At 45.6% G+C, this 17,190-nt stretch carries 15 protein-coding genes and 2 pseudogenes; 8 read left to right on the top strand and 9 right to left on the bottom strand.

Going from position 1 to position 17,190, the window contains the following annotated elements; translation table 11 throughout:
- Positions 1-9 precede the first annotated feature (9 nt).
- From narH to OQ477_RS13030, 3 genes are all read right to left on the bottom strand, one after another.
- Complete coding sequence (narH, locus tag OQ477_RS13040) at positions 10-1,473, bottom strand: nitrate reductase subunit beta (protein ID WP_265972715.1); 1,464 nt, start codon at positions 1,471-1,473, stop codon at positions 10-12.
- Positions 1,463-5,149: a nitrate reductase subunit alpha gene (locus tag OQ477_RS13035; protein WP_265972713.1), complete on the bottom strand. Its 3,687-nt coding sequence runs from the start codon at positions 5,147-5,149 to the stop codon at positions 1,463-1,465. The genes narH and OQ477_RS13035 overlap by 11 nt, the downstream gene beginning before the upstream one ends.
- 178 nt (positions 5,150-5,327) lie before the next feature.
- A complete protein-coding gene (locus tag OQ477_RS13030; RefSeq protein ID WP_038460203.1) occupies positions 5,328-5,804 on the bottom strand; it encodes a Crp/Fnr family transcriptional regulator in 477 nt (158 codons plus the stop codon).
- Between the two features lie 142 nt (positions 5,805-5,946).
- On the opposite strand from OQ477_RS13030, the gene OQ477_RS13025 reads away from it, so the two are divergent.
- Positions 5,947-6,666 (top strand): YwiC-like family protein, encoded by a 720-nt coding sequence (locus tag OQ477_RS13025; protein ID WP_265972710.1) that lies wholly within the window; start codon positions 5,947-5,949, stop codon positions 6,664-6,666.
- Between the two features lie 30 nt (positions 6,667-6,696).
- Here OQ477_RS13025 and OQ477_RS13020 read toward each other — a convergent pair whose 3' ends face one another.
- From OQ477_RS13020 to OQ477_RS13005, 4 genes are all read right to left on the bottom strand, one after another.
- Entirely contained in the window at positions 6,697-7,413 is a 717-nt protein-coding gene (locus OQ477_RS13020; RefSeq protein WP_265972708.1) for a Crp/Fnr family transcriptional regulator, read from the bottom strand.
- A 97-nt stretch (positions 7,414-7,510) separates the two neighbouring features.
- Entirely contained in the window at positions 7,511-8,701 is a 1,191-nt protein-coding gene (narK, locus tag OQ477_RS13015; RefSeq protein ID WP_032875893.1) for a nitrate transporter NarK, read from the bottom strand.
- 133 nt (positions 8,702-8,834) lie between these two features.
- Positions 8,835-10,505, bottom strand: coding sequence for an arginine--tRNA ligase (gene argS / locus OQ477_RS13010; RefSeq protein WP_014419127.1), 1,671 nt, complete (start codon positions 10,503-10,505; stop codon positions 8,835-8,837).
- A complete protein-coding gene (locus OQ477_RS13005; protein ID WP_032869448.1) occupies positions 10,502-10,930 on the bottom strand; it encodes a DUF1934 domain-containing protein in 429 nt (142 codons plus the stop codon). The genes argS and OQ477_RS13005 overlap by 4 nt, the downstream gene beginning before the upstream one ends.
- A gap of 153 nt (positions 10,931-11,083) precedes the next feature.
- On the opposite strand from OQ477_RS13005, the pseudogene OQ477_RS13000 reads away from it, so the two are divergent.
- Positions 11,084-11,596 (top strand): annotated as a pseudogene (locus OQ477_RS13000) (bacteriocin biosynthesis protein AlbG); the annotation flags it as partial.
- Positions 11,597-11,602: 6 nt separating this feature from the next.
- Here the strand turns inward: OQ477_RS13000 and OQ477_RS12995 are convergent.
- Together OQ477_RS12995 and OQ477_RS12990 are read right to left on the bottom strand one after the other, a co-directional pair.
- A complete protein-coding gene (locus tag OQ477_RS12995; RefSeq protein WP_265972706.1) occupies positions 11,603-12,979 on the bottom strand; it encodes a YncE family protein in 1,377 nt (458 codons plus the stop codon).
- Positions 12,980-13,018: 39 nt separating this feature from the next.
- Positions 13,019-14,373: pseudogene (locus OQ477_RS12990) on the bottom strand (YncE family protein).
- Positions 14,374-14,603: 230 nt separating this feature from the next.
- Here OQ477_RS12990 and OQ477_RS12985 point away from each other — a divergent pair.
- The 6 genes from OQ477_RS12985 (at position 14,604) to OQ477_RS12960 (ending at position 17,158) form a co-directional block, all read left to right on the top strand.
- Positions 14,604-15,749, top strand: coding sequence for a tetratricopeptide repeat protein (locus OQ477_RS12985; protein WP_007407638.1), 1,146 nt, complete (start codon positions 14,604-14,606; stop codon positions 15,747-15,749).
- Entirely contained in the window at positions 15,733-15,852 is a 120-nt protein-coding gene (locus OQ477_RS12980) for a PhrC/PhrF family phosphatase-inhibitory pheromone (protein WP_021494790.1), read from the top strand. The genes OQ477_RS12985 and OQ477_RS12980 overlap by 17 nt, the downstream gene beginning before the upstream one ends.
- Positions 15,853-16,049: 197 nt before the next feature.
- Entirely contained in the window at positions 16,050-16,253 is a 204-nt protein-coding gene (locus tag OQ477_RS12975) for a helix-turn-helix transcriptional regulator (RefSeq protein WP_003151064.1), read from the top strand.
- A gap of 13 nt (positions 16,254-16,266) precedes the next feature.
- Positions 16,267-16,470, top strand: coding sequence for a hypothetical protein (locus OQ477_RS12970; RefSeq protein WP_007407641.1), 204 nt, complete (start codon positions 16,267-16,269; stop codon positions 16,468-16,470).
- Between the two features lie 34 nt (positions 16,471-16,504).
- Positions 16,505-16,690, top strand: coding sequence for a DUF4177 domain-containing protein (locus OQ477_RS12965; protein ID WP_029972879.1), 186 nt, complete (start codon positions 16,505-16,507; stop codon positions 16,688-16,690).
- A gap of 186 nt (positions 16,691-16,876) precedes the next feature.
- Positions 16,877-17,158, top strand: coding sequence for a hypothetical protein (locus OQ477_RS12960; protein ID WP_007407643.1), 282 nt, complete (start codon positions 16,877-16,879; stop codon positions 17,156-17,158).
- Positions 17,159-17,190 lie beyond the last annotated feature (32 nt).

Below are 17,190 nucleotides of genomic sequence, written 5' to 3'. Positions count from 1 at the left end.
TATGAAAAATTAGAAACAAGAGCCCGGGCCGCCTGAAAATGATAAGCCGCAGCTCCCTTGTTCAGCATATAAATCAGACACTTCTTCACGATGGCTGCTCGGGATCACAAAGCGGTCATCATATTTGGCGATTGCCAGCAGCCGATACATGTCTTCAATTTGCTGTTCGGTTAAGCCGACACTGGAGACCAGTTCCGGATCGATTGATTTATTCGTCTGCACCGCCCTCATATACTGGCGCATGACAGACATTTTCTTTAACGTGGACCGAATATGATCCGTATCCCCCGCCGTTAATAACTGCGCCAAATAGTCAATCGGAATTCTCATTTGGTCGATAGCCGGAAAAATCGCTTCCGCCGTTTGCCCGCTGCCTTTTCCTTCAAAGAGATTCATAATCGGGCTGAGCGGAGGAATGTACCAAACCATCGGCAGCGTACGGTACTCAGGATGAAGCGGAAGCGCAATCTTCCAGTCAATGATCATTTTATAGATCGGCGATTGCTGCGCAGCCTCTATCCATTCAGCCGGGATGCCTTGTTCTTTTGCCAGTTTGGCAATCTCAGGATCATTCGGATCAAGAAAAACGTCCAGTTGGGAATGGTAGAGATCCTTTTCATTTTCAACCGATGCCGCTTCCTCCACTTTGTCCGCATCATACAGCATGACGCCGAGATAGCGGATTCTGCCCACACACGTTTCGGAGCAGATGGTCGGCAGCCCCGCCTCCAATCGCGGGAAGCAGAGTGTGCATTTTTCCGCTTTGTTCGTTTGCCAGTTAAAATAGACTTTTTTATAAGGACAGGATGAGACGCAATATCTCCATGAACGGCACGCGTTTTGATCAACGAGGACGATGCCGTCTTCCTCGCGTTTGTACATGGCGCCGGACGGGCAGGAGGACACGCACGCCGGATTGATGCAGTGTTCGCAAATACGGGGCAGATACATCATAAAGACCTCATCGAATTCCGTTTTGATCGATTCCTCCATTTTTTGAACGTTTGGATCTTCAAGCCCTGTAATATGGCCGCCCGCGAGATCATCTTCCCAGTTCGGGCCCCATTCGATATTCATGAAATCCCCCGTTAAGGACGATTTCGGGCGCGCCACCGGCTGGTGTTTTTTCTGCGGGCTGTTTGTTAACGTTTCATAATCATAGTTCCAAGGTTCATAGTAGTCATCAATCGTCGGCTGGTTCGGGTTATAGAAAAGGCCTGCAAGCCGGTTTGTTTTCGGGCCTGACTTCAGTTCAAGCTTTCCTTTTTTCAACGTCCAGCCGCCTTTATATTTGTCCTGATCCTCCCATTGCTTCGGGTAGCCGATGCCAGGCTTTGTTTCTACATTATTGAAGTACATATATTCCGCACCGGAACGGTTTGTCCACGTGTTTTTGCAGGTGACGCTGCACGTGTGGCAGCCGATGCATTTATCCAAGTTCATGACCATCCCGATTTGCGCTTTAATCTTCAAGCCAATCGACCTCCTTCAGCTTGCGGATGACGACATTCAGATCGCGCTGATTCCCCGTCGGACCGTAATAGTTAAAGCCGTAACTGAGCTGTGCATAGCCCCCGATCATCTGGGTCGGCTTGACGTGAATCCTTGTCGGGCTGTTATGGGTGCCTCCGCGATTATTCGTCAGTTTTGTGCCGGGCACGTTGATGTGGCGGTCCTGGGCATGGTGCATAAACGCCATTCCTTTAGGAATCCGATGAGACAAAACCGCTCTCGCGACGACAACACCGTTTCGGTTGAAGCATTCAATCCAATCGTTGTCTTTGATATCCGTATCCGCAGCATCATCTTTATTCATCCACACGGTCGGCCCGCCGCGGAACAGCGTCAGCATCGGCAGAGAATCAAAATACATGCTGTGGACGGACCATTTATTATGCGGCGTCAAATAATTAAGAACGATTTCTTTGCCCTCTTGATCAGGCCGCTTGCTTAGGAACGGACGGTGCTGGAGGATCGGTTTAAATGTCGCCATCGTTTCACCGAATTCCATCATCAGTTCATGATCGACATAATAGGATTGTCTGCCTGTCAGCGTCCGCCACGGAATTAATTTTTCCACATTCGTCGTAAACGGCGAATACCTTCGCCCTCCTTTTTCTGAGCCGGTAAAGGCCGGAGAGGTGATGACCGTTTTCGGCTGGGCTGTAATTTGCTCGAACGTAAAGCATTCTTCCTCGCGCTCTTCCGCCAGGTCTTTCAGCTTCAGGTTTGTGATGTTTTCAAGTGATTCCCATGCTTTCACGGCGACTTTTCCATTGGAGGTGGACGACAGGGTTAAAATCGCTTCCGCCGCCTGCTTCGCTTCACTTATATTCGGACATCCTTTGGCAACGCTGTTTGAATCGGTTTCTCCCAGTCTCTGTTTGAGTGATTCATATTCATCCGCAATCGACCAGCTCATCCCTTTTGTTCCGCTCGGTTTTAAAGCCGTATGAGGGCCAAGCGCGGTCATTTTATGAAAAATGTGTTTGTAATCCCGTTCAACGACATGGATGTTCGGCATCGTTTTTCCCGGAATGGCTTCACATTCACCTTTGCTCCAGTCATTGATTTTGCCGAACGGCTGGGCCAATTCCTGCATCGTGTCGTGGAGGAGCGGCGTGGCGACTACCTCTTTCACCGGCTCCATATCGACTTCTTCCGCCAGATCGGAAACGGCTTTTGACAGCGCCTTGAAAATATCCCAGTCTGACTTCGATTCCCACGGCGCCGAGATGGCCGGAGCAAATGGATGAATAAACGGATGCATATCCGTGCTGCTGAGATCGTGTTTTTCATACCATGTCGCCGCCGGCAGCACGATATCGGAATACAGCGCCGTACCCGCCATTCGAAAATCGAGATTGATTAACAAGTCGAGCTTTCCTTCCGGTGCCTGCTCCCGCCATTTGATTTCTTCAGGGCGAATGCTGTCGCTGTCGTCATTCATCAAACCGTTCGTCGTCCCCAGCAGATGCTTAAGAAAGTATTCATGCCCTTTTCCTGAGCTTGAGATCAGATTGGCCCGCCATACGAAGAGATTCCTTGGGAAATTCACTTCATTGTCTGGGTCTTCAATCGCGAATTTCAGTTTTTTCTCTTGAAGCCGTGAGGCCACGTACGCACCTACGTCTTCAGGTGTCGTCGCCCCCGCCTTCTCAGCTTCTTTGTACAGATCAATGCCGTTTTGATTGAATGTTGGGTAAGACGGAAGCCACCCTAATCGCGCCGCCAGCACATTGTAATCGGCGTGATGCTTGTAGCGGGATGAAGAAGCGATCGGTGAAGCCAAGTCACTGATCGGCTGGTCTTCATAACGCCACTGGTCTGTCGCAAAGTAGAAAAACGAGGTGCCGTTTTGCAGTTTAGGCACGCCTTCCCAGTCCTTTGCGGTTGCAATCGTCTGCCACCCTTCAGCGGGACGGAGCTTTTCCTGCCCCACGTAATGGGCCCAGCCTCCGCCGTTTACGCCTTGGGCGCCTACGAGTAAAACAAGATTTAACACCGCGCGGTAAATCGTGTCGGAGTTGAACCAATGGTTAATGCCGGCCCCTACGATAATCATGGATCTGCCGTCTGTATCGATCGCATTTTGGGCAAACTCCCTGGCAATCTGTATAACGGCTTCTCTTTTAATTCCCGTGATCTGTTCCTGCCAGGCAGGTGTGAACGGACGGGGATCATCATAAGATGCGGCTGATTGTCCGCCGATGCCCCGGTTCACGCCGTAGTTGGCCAATATCAAGTCAAACACGGTCGTGACGTACGTCTCCTCACCATTCAGATCCAATTTTTTAATAGGAAGATTCCTCTCCAGCACTTTGTTTCCGTCATTTGAAAAATACGGAATGCGCACCATGCCGATTTCGTCCTCTATTCCGAGCACGGAGAGGCGGGGCTTAATCTGTTCCCCGGTGTCTTCGTCGATCATGTGCAGATTCCATTTCTGCTGCCCGTCCCAGCGGGAGCCCATTGTTCCTTGCGGTATGGCAAACGCACCTGTCTGTTCATTCCAGACCGCCGGCTTCCACTGATCATTTTTTGTCTGCCGCCCGATGTCTTTTGCATGCAGAAACCGCCCGGCTGTATACACGCCGTTCTCTTTTGACAGAGTGACGAAGAATGGAAAATCGGTGTATTGCTTCGCGTACTCAATAAAACGTTCCGTTTCTTGGTTCACGTAAAATTCCTGCAAAATGACGTGACCCATCGCCATCGCAAGCGCCCCGTCAGTCCCCTGGCGGATACTCAGCCAGTCATCCGCAAACTTTGAGGATTCCGCAAAATCCGGGCTGATTGAAATGACCTTGGCGCCTTTATAGCGGGCTTCCGCCAGAAAATGCGCATCAGGCGTTCTCGTTAACGGAACGTTGGAGCCCCATGTGATGATATAGCCTGAATTGTACCAATCACTGCTCTCCGGAACGTCCGTCTGGTCGCCCCAAATTTGCGGGGACGCCGGCGGAAGATCCGCATACCAGTCATAAAAACTGAGCATTGGGCCGCCGATTAACGACATGAATCGCGAACCTGATGCGTGGCTGATCATGGACATCGCCGGGATCGGAGAAAAACCGACATTCCGGTCAGGCCCGTATTTCATCACTGTATACAGCAGAGAGGCTGAAATCAGCTTCAGCACCTCCGGCCATTCTGCGCGGACAAAGCCGCCTTTCCCCCTTGCCTGTTTATAGGACTTCGCTTTTTCAGGGTTTTCGACGATCGATTTCCAGGCATCCAGCGGATTTTGATGCGTCTGCAATGCTTCCCGCCACAAATTGATCAGCACACCGCGCACATATGGATATTTCACACGGAGCGGGCTGTAGATGTACCAAGAAAAACTGGCCCCCCGCGGACAGCCTCTCGGTTCGAAATCAGGCATATCCGGGCCTGTTGATGGATAATTCAAGTTTTGTCCTTCCCACGTGACAATTCCGTTTTTCACATAAATATTCCAGCTGCAAGAACCGGTGCAGTTGACGCCGTGGGTGGAGCGAACGACTTTGTCGTACTGCCATCTGTTTCTATATACATTCTCCCAATCACGATCTTCGCTTGTCGTTTGGCTATGGTTATTTGAATGATGTTCGATAGGAGAAAAATAGTTTAATCTCCTGAGCAACGGACTCATTTTCTTTTTCTTCATGATCGTTCACTCCTTCCGAGTCAGGTGATGCTATGTACACTATAAACAGAGACGGCGCATCACCTTGTGAACTATGTCACACACTCTGCTTTTTTCACAAAACGTTCACACAGAGCAGCAGGAAGGATTTTCAAACGATATGAGGACGCCCGGCGTCGTCAAAAAAAACCGGTTCTGTTTAAGAACCGGGTTCGGCGTTTTCATCCCGTGATGTGTGCAGATATCGCAAAAACAACTGATAGGAACAGAAGACATTTTGCTGAAGCATCGCCAAAAAGTTCATTTGCAGCCGCGGATGGTAAGACATCATTTGCTTAAATACGGAATATGGAATATGGAGTACTAGAATATCCGGTGAGGCATTGACTGAGATAAAAGGCGATAAAGAGAGCCCGCCTTTTTCATCAATCGGAAACACATCGCCTTTTTCCCACAGCGCAACGGTTTGCGACCCTTCAGGGAGTCTGCTGTCCGTAAAACAGATATTTCCTTTTAATACAATATAAACGGATTGTGAGTGAAGAAAGGATGGAGATTGGTCAGATGAGCCGCGGATAAACGTCCCGTTTTTCAGCAAGGTTTCGACAATGGACAGAGGCACTTCATTAAACATAGGAAGTTGTTTTAGAAATAATAAATAGTCACACTGATTCATAGGAAAGCCTCCTGTGCTAAGGATAGCTTTAGTGTAGCCCGATTGAGCCCGCGCGGCAGTGATGTATTTCACAGCTTGTATGATAAAAGTCACTTATCAGGAGAGTGTTTGCACTTATAATGAAATAAAGAGGAGGGTTTCGATGAAGGCGATGATTCCGAAGCAGCACGGCGCATGGGCGATGCTGCTGATTCCATTTTTACTCGGCATGGTCAAGGGATGCCCGGTTTTCTGGCATATTCCGCTCTTTTTGGGCTGGCTGTTCCTTTACTTGACGGTTTATCCCGTTTCGCTCGCTTTGAAAAAGAAACAGCTTCAGCCCTATCAAAAGTGGATATGGTATTACGGTTTTCCGGCCTGCTGCTTTTTGATCATTTCTGTCTTTCATAAGCCGCAGCTCGTCTGGATCGGCGTTTTTTTATTGCCGCTGTTTCTCATACATACGCATTATGCCCGCCGAAAAAACGAACGGGCGCTCACGAATAATATTGCAGGTGTTCTGTTCTTTTGTTCAGGCGGGCTTGCGAGCTGCTGGCTGGGAACGGGAACCCTTGACGGCTGGGCTTGGTTTCTATTCTTGCAATCCGCTTTATTTTTTGTCGGGAGTTCTTTTTATGTGAAATCGGTCATACGGGAGAGAAAAAACAGAACCTTTGCATACTGGTCGTGGGGATATCACCTCTTGCTCCCCTTTTTATCGGCTCTTTTCGGGGCAGGCTGGGCGTTTCTCGCTTTTATCCCAAGCAGTCTGCGGGCCTGGTTTTTTCACGGAAGAGACTGGCCGGTGAAAACGATCGGCATTCTGGAAATCGTAAATGCCGGCTTCTTTTTCGCCGTCATGTGTATATGTATCACAAGCTGAAAAACAAGGACAGCGCTGTCCTTGTTTTTTTCAGTCAATATTGCAGATCTCAAGCGGACAATTTTCACACTCGATCTCACATCGTAAATAGTCCCGCTTGTGCAAAATAATTTTTCCGGTTTCGTCTATCGATATAACCCCTTGTTTGCGGAGGTCTCCCAGCATGCGGTTGACGCTCTCCCTTGCCGCCGCGCAAAACTTAGCCAAATCCTGATTTGTCAGCACAATGTTAATCAGAATCCCGTCACTTCGTTCCACCCCGTAGCTGTTTGATAAGCGGATAAGGGTGGAATAGAGCGCCCCCTTTTTGCCGTGAAGAAGCAGGTCCCTGATCTTGGACTGGATTTTTCGAAGATGGGTGCTCATCCATTTCATAAATTCAAACGTCAAAACACCGTTTTGGATCAATTCCTTTTCCAGCTTGTTTTTATTAATGACGAGCACCTCGCCATCCTCTAACACTTTCGCACTGAGCATATATCTCGGCTCATCTGTGAATAGCGTCAATTCCCCGACAATATCGTTTTTTTGGCAGATTCTAAGCGTCAGGTCTTTTCCGTCAGACGTCAGCTTGCCGATTTCAATGAGTCCTGATTGAATCAGATAAAGCTCTTTTGCATCCATCCCTTCTTGAAACAAATACGTGTGTTTTTTCATTTTCCTTTTCGTACTGATCGATTCCAGCAATTCATGCAGTTCGTGGGAAAGAAGTTCTTTATCAGATTTTCGGACAGAGAGAATATTCATGAGCTCACCTCGAAGAAAGTCACGTTGCGTATGTATATTGTAACGTGACTTGATTTGCACTCACCCAGAAAAAACTAACAATCTTGTGAATGGATCATTATGAATTGAGGCTCTGACTGTTTCTCTCCGTATGTGTTTTCATTTTTTCCTGCCAATACATCCAGATTACAAGAACAAAGCTGGCTAACGCGACCTCTGAAAGCGCCATAAACCCGATCGCGTATTGGCCTGTTGCCTGAAATACACTTGCCAGAATCAGCGGAGGGAAAAAACCGCCCAGTCCGCCCATAGCTGACACAATACCGTTGGCAATCCCCGCTTGCTTCGAAAAGTAGAAAGGCACCAGTTTAAATACAGTCCCGTTTCCAATCCCTGAGCAGACTGCCACCGTCAACGATCCAAACGCATAAAGGCCGATCGTCGGGGAGAATGACAGCATGACGCCTGACAGCGTAAGCCCTGCGAAAACGAACATCAGAATGCGGAGCGGACTCAGTTTATCTGCAAGAAATCCTCCCACAGGCCTGAGCAGCGTAGAGACCGCAATAAATCCGGCCGTCCGCAGACCGGCGTCCGCAGGGCTCAGCCCAAAATGCTCAACCAAAAAATTCGGAAGATAGATGGTAAAGGCGACAAAGGCGCCGAACGTAATAAAATAAAACAGGCTCAACATCCACAGCACATGATTTCGGTAAACGGCTTTCATTTGTGTCTTTATGGAAACTTTGACTTTCTTCTCATGCCGGTCGCCGAACAAAACATGCAGTAATGCGAAAACAGCCAGCAAAACAAGATACATCTGCACGGTTGCTTTCCATCCCGCGGCTTGAGCGATAACCGGCGCCGCAAAGGTAGTAACGGCGGTCCCGATGTTTCCGGCACCGTAAATCCCATTGACGACACCGTGCTTTTCTTTCGGATAATATTTCGGGAGGGACGTCACTCCGATGGAGAATACCGCTCCCCCGATCCCTAAGAAAAAGCCGCCCGCGATTAAATCAAATAAAGAATCCGCGATACTGATCCAAAATACAGGAAACAAAAGCAGGATGAAGCTGATCATAAACATCAGCCGCGCGCCATACCTGTTCGTTAAATATCCTAAAGGAATACGGAGAAGCGATCCGAGAATAACGGGAATCGCCGTCACCAATGAAATCTCGCCTTTGCTTAAATGAATATCTGATGTCATTTGAGAAATGAGCGATGAAATCAGCACCCACACCATAAACCCTGCCACTAAGCTTAATGACTGCAACGATAATTGAATATGTTGACGATTGATCATTCGGCTTGCCCCTTTCACTGATTCAATATCAGTCTTATCATACAAAAACTCAGTGTGCGGGATTGTGAATTACATCACACGCTTTATGTACAAAAAAAGAACAAAGCCCGAAGACTTTGTCCTTTGATCATCATTACATTTTTTCCGGAGCGGATACGCCGATCAGCTGAAGCGCATTGTTCAGCGTAATTTGCGTCGCCTTCATTAAAGCGAGACGCGCGCGGCTCTTCTCTTTATTTTCCGGATCGATGACTTTCTCCGCATTGTAGAAGCTGTGCAGAGCGGAAGCCAGATCATAAATATAGTTTGTGACACGGTGAGGAATGCGTTTTTCCGCCGCTTCTGCCACTGCCTCAGGGAAGCCGCCGATCGTTTTCAGCAGGTCATATTCTTTTTCTGATTGAATATGGCTGAAATCAAGATCTGCCGCCGGTTTAAGTCCCTGCTCTTCCCCTTGGCGAAGCATGCTGCAAATACGTGCATGTGCGTATTGCGCATAATACACAGGGTTTTCGTTAGATGTGGATACGGCAAGATCCAAGTCAAAATCCATGTGCGTATCAGCGCTGCGCATCGCGAAGAAATAACGGACCGCGTCAAGGCCGACCTCTTCAATCAGGTCGCGCATCGTTACGGCTTTCCCCGTACGTTTGCTCATCTTCATTTTTTCGCCGTTTTTGTATAAATGAACGAGCTGAATGATCTCAACTTCCAATGTGCCTTTCTTGTAACCGAGCGCTTCAATTGCCGCTTTCATACGCGGAATATACCCGTGGTGATCCGCGCCCCATACATTGATGAGCTTGTCGAATCCGCGGTCAAGTTTGTCTTTATGGTATGCGATATCCGGCAGCAAATAAGTGTATGAGCCGTCTTTTTTGATCAGCACACGGTCTTTATCGTCGCCGAATGTTGTGGAACGGAACCATGTCGCGCCGTCCTCTTCGTATACATGGCCCTTTTCGCGAAGCGCCTCGAGCGCCTGATCAATTTTTCCGTTTTCGTACAGTGACGTTTCAGAATACCATACGTCAAACGGCACGCGGAAATTTTCCAGGTCGGAGCGAAGTTTATCAAGCTCGTACTTTAAGCCGTATTCACGGAAAAACGCCTGACGTTCGCTCTCCTCTTCATGTACGAAACGGTCGCCGAAATCTTCGGCAAGCTTTTTCCCGATGGCGATAATATCCTCGCCGCGGTAGCCGTCTTCCGGCATCGGTTTCTCGAGACCGAGCGCTTCAAAATAACGGACTTCAACGGAAAGCGCCAGGTTGTTAATCTGGTTGCCCGCATCATTAATATAGTATTCGCGGCTCACATCATAGCCCGCTTTAGAAAGCACGCTGCACAGCGCGTCACCTACCGCCGCGCCGCGCGCATGGCCTAAGTGAAGATCTCCCGTCGGGTTGGCCGATACGAATTCGACCTGAATCTTTTCGCCTTGTCCGATGTTTGTCTCTCCGTAATGTTCACCCGCTTCAAGCACGGACGGAATCAGTTTTGTTAAGTAGCTGTTGTTCATGTAAAAGTTGATAAAGCCGGGCCCCGCAATATCCATCTTTTCAATGGAAGCTTTGCCTTTATCAAATGACGCCACGATCTCCTCAGCGATTTGTCGCGGCGCTTTTTTTGCGATTCTCGCCAGCTGCATCGCCATGTTTGTGGAATAATCACCGTGTGTTTTTTCTTTCGGCGTTTCTAACAGTACGCTTGGAATCTGGCTTTCTTCCGCCAGGCCCGCTTTCAGAACGGCCGCTTTGATCTCTTCCTTCAGCACGTCCTTCATCTGTTCCGCAATATTCATGCGTGAGTTCCTCCCTCATACGTGATCGTCATATTATGTAAATGCTGCTGCTCGTCTCCGACATGCATGTCATATGCGATGCTGATTCGGCCTTTTTCTTCGCCGAGATCAGATTGAATCGATTTTGTGCTTGTTTGCAGCTCAAGCTCACCAAATGACATTTTATATTTCGCAATTGTGGAAGCTCCCGTTATGAAACGCTGATTCATTTTAACAGCGCCTGACCTCATGATCAGGACTTCGCCTTCGCTCACCTTCACAATCGTTTTTACTTTGCCCAGGTCGTGTTCTTCATAATAAGATAGATACACTTTTTGTTGTTTTACATAGTAAAATCCGGTAGTACGGAATTCGATGACTTCCTCATTTCCGTCATCCTCGATCACAGACTTCACATGGAGTGTTATCGGTGTCTCTTGTTTCATTTTGACACGTCCTTTTCATCATTCCGCTTTGACTTGAATAGTATAATCCTTCAGTTTGTAAACTTCAACTGCTTCTATCTTACCATCATTGCTCATTAGATTTGAAGATAAACCTCATAAAAAGCAGTTCCTTATGAGAAGAGAAAATCATATCACTATGTCACCCAATCCGTGAAAAACATGACAGCAGCTTTTCAGAAACCCACACAGTCTCATCGAAGCTGCTGCGACTTCCAGCAGCATGGATTGTGCAGCAGAAATGCCAACGATGTCAAAGCGCTGCGTGACAGCTATAAAAACGTCCGCCAAACACACGTGATGGCTGCTGTATTATGCCAAGTCATCATATTCGGCTGCGTGTTCGAAATCGTCAAAGCCGTCCCTTTCCGCTTTCACACGCCCCTTGCCGTATCAATGGGACTCGCGGTGTTACTGATTTTGTATTTATTGTATTTTATGCGGACGTACTTGCTGCAGCTTTTCCAGCATGGCAGCCTGTTCAAAAAAGGGCTTGCGGGAGCGCTGACAGGAGCCGTGGTTTGGTGGATGCTCAGTTTCACCATAAGTGAACTGCTGTTTTTAATCATCCTGGCTGCCATCCAGCAGATCGGCTCATTTATTTATAAACGATTTTTTTATCGCAGCTCTGCTTCTCTCAACCTGTGAAATAAGCTACATCGCAATCGCTGACGGACCAGCCCCAACCGGAATCACCGTCATGGCTGTATAATCACTCGTGCGGTATACGGTTACGGTATTGTCGTCGGGCTGTGCTGCATAAATGTACTGATTATCAGGTGTTACGGCGAGGTCAAAGGCGCCGGGCAGAGACACGTTTGCAATGATCCTCTGTCCAGCCGTATTAACTACGTATAAGTTATTAATGAGAAACGGTTCACTATATGGCTCTAGAAAATAAGCCCTAGTGCTATCGCGAGAAAATACAATCGTCCTCAGAGTTTCAAATAAACGGTTGAAGTCGCCTCCCCTGCTTAATGGTGACAAACTGATCTCCGTTACACCTTTCGGCAGCAGCTCACCATTCAACACATACGCAAAATTTCCAGCGTAAGGAGTGGCAATTAAACTGGGAAATTCAAATGTATCTATGATACTTTCTACCAACTGCCCAGTATTTACATCATATTTATCAACCGACCAACTGCTTCCATTAGCTGTATAGACATACTGTCCATTCGGATCAAGAGCAAAGTCTAAAGCGCCGGGTATCGGAATGACATCAATGACCGATTGAGAGGCCATGTTGATCATATATATAGATCCGGCGGCCATCACGTACGCGAACTCATCTGTTAAATCAAATTCAACCTTTCTCGGCCCTCCTCCAACAGTGATGGTATTTATGATGGTTAATGTTTTATTATCTAGCACTGAGACAAGGTTGGTATTCCCATGGAGGACATACGTGAAAGCTTTATCGAAAGTAACGCCTAGATTAGTTGGCACGTCAGAAAAAGGGATTGTTTTTACAACAGTGTTTAAATCTGAATCAATAACCGAAACCGTGCTGTCTCCTGAATTGGCTGTAAACACATACGATTGAGGGTCTGGCGATGGCGGTAAAACAAGTGTCCCGGTCACCGTAAGCGGACTGCCGTAGAAAGGCGGTACAATGAGAAGATCTTCCACTGTTATTTGACTGAAATCAGGACAGCGGCCAGACTGCGCTGCATAATAAACAACTTGATCAATCTCTTCAGTATGAATCACAGAAACAGACCCGTCCCCTTGTCCATATTGATTTCGTACAGGCGACACACTGACAAGAAGCGTAACGGTCCCTTTTACTCTCACGGCATATCGAACACCGATATCTTCTGGTTCCGGCCCAGTCTGGATTAAGCAAGGCTCACTGATACATAATAAATGAGCAGTACTCCATGTAACCGCCGCAGCTGCTTCGGCAGAATCAATGGTGAACCCCTCGGGAATGTCAATCGGCACTTGAAACGGCGCTTCTCTGCTAATTTCCTCATCACAAAAACAGAAACAATTTTCCTGTAAAGCAGGCAGATCATTCTTTTTCATGAATTCACGTCCTTTTAGAAATGTACAGCATGCAGTTGGTTAAATCACAATATCTCCCGGTGAAACCCCAAGAGATATCACAGTTTCCACAGAATAATCATCCGTGTTGTAAACAGTGATGTTCTGCTCTAAAAAATGAGCAGCATACAGAAATTCGCCATTCGGAGTAAACGCAAAGTCTCTTGCCGATTGCGGAACATTTCCTATAACGCCTGCACCATTCGGACTGACAGCATATAAATTGCCACTGAAGCTGTCATGTAAATACACCTCTGATCCACTCGTAAACATTACATATTGGCCATCAGGCTCCAGCTCTTGGGTAATGCTGATCGTAAACGTATTTAAGTCAATAACCGTCAAATAATTGAATAAGAATTCTTGTTCTAAGACATACGCATACCGCTCCGGCCAGTTTGTTTCTATGGATGATACGATAAGCTCTCGTTCAATCGTTCCTGTGACTTCACCGGTGAATAGGTCCACTTTTTGCACTAAACCAAAATCAAGAACATAGGCGAATAACCCATTGGGATCAATTGCAAAATCAAATCCTTCCACAGGAATCGACCTATCCACAGTTAACGTATCAATTCCAATCACATAAATCGCAGTATCGCCGAGAACATAAGCAAACTCATGATTTGGGATGCATTTTATCGATCCAGGCGGCTGATCCAGCAGTATGGATGCTGTCACTGTTAAAGTGTCATAATCGATGACAGAAATCACATTATTGTTGAAGTGCAAAACAAACACAGCGCTTTTATCCGGAGTTATTTCAATACCTGTCGGCCGGTACGGAAGAGCAATTTTTGTCACAACGGTGTGAGTGTTTGTATCTATCACAGAAACCGATTGATCGTTTGGATTCGCTGTAAACGCATAAACGGGTTCCGGTTCGGGCACAAGCACAATCGTGCCCGTCACCGATAAAGGACTGCCATAGAATGGCGGAACGACAATAAGTTTCTGATCGTAATGTCACTGACATCCGGGCAATCATCAGGCTCATCGGAATAATAGACGACTTGGTCAATCTCTGCATTGCGGATGACAGAAACAGACCCGTTCCCTTGTCCATATTGATTTCGCACTGGTGAGACACTGACGAGAAGCGTAACAGTTCCCTGCAGGCGCACTGCGAATTGAACACCGATTTCATCAGGCTCTGGCCCCGTCTCAATGAAACAGCGTTCAATGACACAAGAAAGGCTGTCTGCATTCCACGTCACGTTTGCAACAGCTTCAGCCGGATCAAAAACAAATCCCTCAGGCAATTCAATCGGCGCTTGAAACATCGCTTCACGGCTTGCTTCTTCCTCGCAAAAACATAAACATTCTTCTTGTGCGGCTCCTGCTTTTTCTTTAAAGGAAAGCTTGTTATTTCTCATATCTTCACTTCCTTTTCAGACATACACTGCTCACGCAGATACAACAGAATATGGGAAGGTGGATTTGTTTGCTTGTACAAATTGTGGGGATAATAGTGGATTTTTGAAATGATATCCGCAGACATGCGGTTTTAACGAAAGAAAACATTGCGGTATTTTTGCGCTATCCTTCCGAATGAAAATGATAAAATATGTCATATACATAACGTGGAAGGGAGGGATTGGGAATAGTGGCGAGTGTTTTATCATCTTCAGCGGTTGGAGAAAAAATCAACGAATGGTATATGTACATTCGAAGGTTCAGCATCCCGGACGCCGAGTACTTGCGGAGAGAAATCAAAGAAGAACTTGCAGGTCTGGAAGATGATCAGGATCTTCATCTATACTATTCTCTCATGGAATTCCGCCACAATCTGATGCTCGAATACCTCGAACCGCTGGAATCGCAGCGGATAGAAGAACAGCCGAGACTATCGGATCTGCTCGCGGATATTGATAAAAAGCAGGCCCGGCTGACCGGACGTCTTGATTATTATTTTAATTTTTTCCGGGGGATGTATGAGCTGGAATGCCGTGAATATCTTTCAGCGATTCAGTTTTTTAAGAAAGCTGAATATAAGCTTGATTTTGTCAAAGATTGTATCGAGAAAGCTGAATTTTATTTTAAGATGTCAGAGTCCTACTATTATATGAAACAGACTTATTTTTCTATGGATTATGCCCGGCAGGCTTATAAAATTTATCATAAGCAGGAGGCATATAATATAAGAGTGCTTCAGTGCCATTCATTGTTCGCTACCAACTTTCTTGACTTAAAGCAATATGATGAAGCAATTCAGCATTTTAAAAAGGCTTATGCCATGGCAGAGGCAGAACAGCAGCCTCAATTAATGGGCCGGACTCTATATAATATCGGACTTTGTTTTAACAGCCAAGAAAATTACAAACCAGCCATTGATTACATAAAACGGGCAATAGCTGTTTTTGAAGATGGGAACATCATCACTTCTCTCCCGCAAGCCTATTTCTTAATCACACAAATACATTATAAAATCGGAAATATGGCCATAGCCAGACAATATCATGACAAAGGGGTATCTTATGCAGAGGAGGCAGAAGATTCCCTATATATCGCCGAGTATGAATTTTTAGAATCTTTATATGTCGGTGAGCCTGATGAAGAAGCAATCATGGAATGTTTTGACTTTCTCAGAGATAAATCGATGTATGCTGATCTTGAAGATTTTGCCTTAGATGTGGCAAAATATTATCATGAAAGAGAAAATTTCGAGAAGGCTTCCGCATATTTTTTAAAGGTGGAAGAAACAAGACAGCAGATTCAAGGAGGTGTGAAGTTGTATGAAATTGAAGTATAAATTAGCACTTACTTGCTTAGCGATAGGCACTATTTTTGTTTCAGCCGACATTGCAAGTGCACCGGAACATCAATTTGAAGTTGCTCAGCGCGGAATGATTTAAATGATGATTACTTTTAGGCTTGCAGGTTAAACTGCAAGCCGTTTTTTATATAAACAACTAATTTGCAAAAACAAAAAGTATACCTTAAAATTCAAATGTGTAAAAAGTATTTGACACATATACATATATTATTTAAAATAAATATATATAAATTTGAAAATTTAAAATAAAAACATAAATATTTAAGGAGGGTTTTAGTGGATAACAATATAAAAAAACTTAGAACAGCAGCTGATATTTCACAAAATGATCTGGCTAAGCTCTGCAATGTGACCAGACAAACCATCAATGCAATTGAAAATAATAAATATGACCCAACTTTAAGTCTGGCATTTTCGATAGCTCACGCATTAAATACGGGAATAGATAAAGTATTCAACTATAACGCCAAAAAAAATTAAGGGAGCGGTTCTTATGAAGAAAATGGATGAGATGCAAAAACACCAATCGGGTATAGCCGCCAGAATAGCATTTAGTTTTTATACTGTCGCTTTACTGATATGGTCATTAATAGATTATTTTAAAAACGGAAATACAGGATGGCAATTTCCAATACTTTTAATAGGCTGCGCGCTCTATTTATGGATTCAAGTTTATCATAATCGAAAAACAAGGTAACAATTCCAATACACTTCCGGAGGATTATACAGCAATGTACGAATATAAGTTCATAAAAGTAGAAGTAAACCGATGGAAAGGAAAGCCTAAAGAAGACTATAAAGAAATTATTGAAAAGTATTCGCAGCAAGGGTGGAAGCTGGTTCAAATATTTGCTCCTCCTATTTCAGGTTATGGGGCAGCCGATTATTTTGATATTATTTTTGAAAAAAAAGTATAAATGTTTCAGTACAAAGAAAGCCGGATCATACATATGGTCCGGCTTTCTTTGTACTGAAATAAGTCAGCAGATATCTTAACGGATTTCACCTCTTAACTATTTTTTTCGGAAATCCGCAATTCAAATAGCTTCCAATATATTTTATTATTTAACTTGCTGGGGATATTGAAAAAATTGGAGGAAAAAATGAGTCTACTTTTAAAAACACAAAATAGTAAAGCGATTTTTACATTAGTAGCATCAGGTATCATTGTTCTCGCTCTTTTCAGTATAAAACATAATCATTTAAGCATGGATGTCATCGATATTTTAAACAGAGCTGGAATAATAGCTCCTAGTTGGATTGTCAGTGCTATCACCGCAACGGGTTCAGTCCTGGCTATCATTACTGTTTTAGGATCTCTTGGTGCAGGCTTGCCATTAGCCGTTTTAGAACAATTGGCTGCAGCAAGTACAGCAGCAGCTTAACATAAAACATTAAATTCAATATCCCTGGCAGT

The organism is Bacillus sp. ChL18, assembly GCF_026241425.1.
Classification (GTDB): Bacteria; Bacillota; Bacilli; order Bacillales; family Bacillaceae; genus Bacillus; species Bacillus velezensis.
This window is presented reverse-complemented; position numbering and strand designations above follow the sequence as displayed.

Coding starts and splice junctions, on each gene's coding strand:
- OQ477_RS13035 (WP_265972713.1), bottom strand. CDS start 5,149: ATGAAGAAAAAGAAAATGAGTCCGTTGCTCAGGAGATTAAACTATTTT.
- OQ477_RS13030 (WP_038460203.1), bottom strand. CDS start 5,804: ATGAATCAGTGTGACTATTTATTATTTCTAAAACAACTTCCTATGTTT.
- OQ477_RS13025 (WP_265972710.1), top strand. CDS start 5,947: ATGAAGGCGATGATTCCGAAGCAGCACGGCGCATGGGCGATGCTGCTG.
- OQ477_RS13020 (WP_265972708.1), bottom strand. CDS start 7,413: ATGAATATTCTCTCTGTCCGAAAATCTGATAAAGAACTTCTTTCCCAC.
- narK (WP_032875893.1), bottom strand. CDS start 8,701: ATGATCAATCGTCAACATATTCAATTATCGTTGCAGTCATTAAGCTTA.
- argS (WP_014419127.1), bottom strand. CDS start 10,505: ATGAATATTGCGGAACAGATGAAGGACGTGCTGAAGGAAGAGATCAAA.
- OQ477_RS13005 (WP_032869448.1), bottom strand. CDS start 10,930: ATGAAACAAGAGACACCGATAACACTCCATGTGAAGTCTGTGATCGAG.
- OQ477_RS12995 (WP_265972706.1), bottom strand. CDS start 12,979: ATGAAAAAGAATGATCTGCCTGCTTTACAGGAAAATTGTTTCTGTTTT.
- OQ477_RS12980 (WP_021494790.1), top strand. CDS start 15,733: ATGAAATTGAAGTATAAATTAGCACTTACTTGCTTAGCGATAGGCACT.
- OQ477_RS12970 (WP_007407641.1), top strand. CDS start 16,267: ATGAAGAAAATGGATGAGATGCAAAAACACCAATCGGGTATAGCCGCC.
- OQ477_RS12965 (WP_029972879.1), top strand. CDS start 16,505: ATGTACGAATATAAGTTCATAAAAGTAGAAGTAAACCGATGGAAAGGA.
- OQ477_RS12960 (WP_007407643.1), top strand. CDS start 16,877: ATGAGTCTACTTTTAAAAACACAAAATAGTAAAGCGATTTTTACATTA.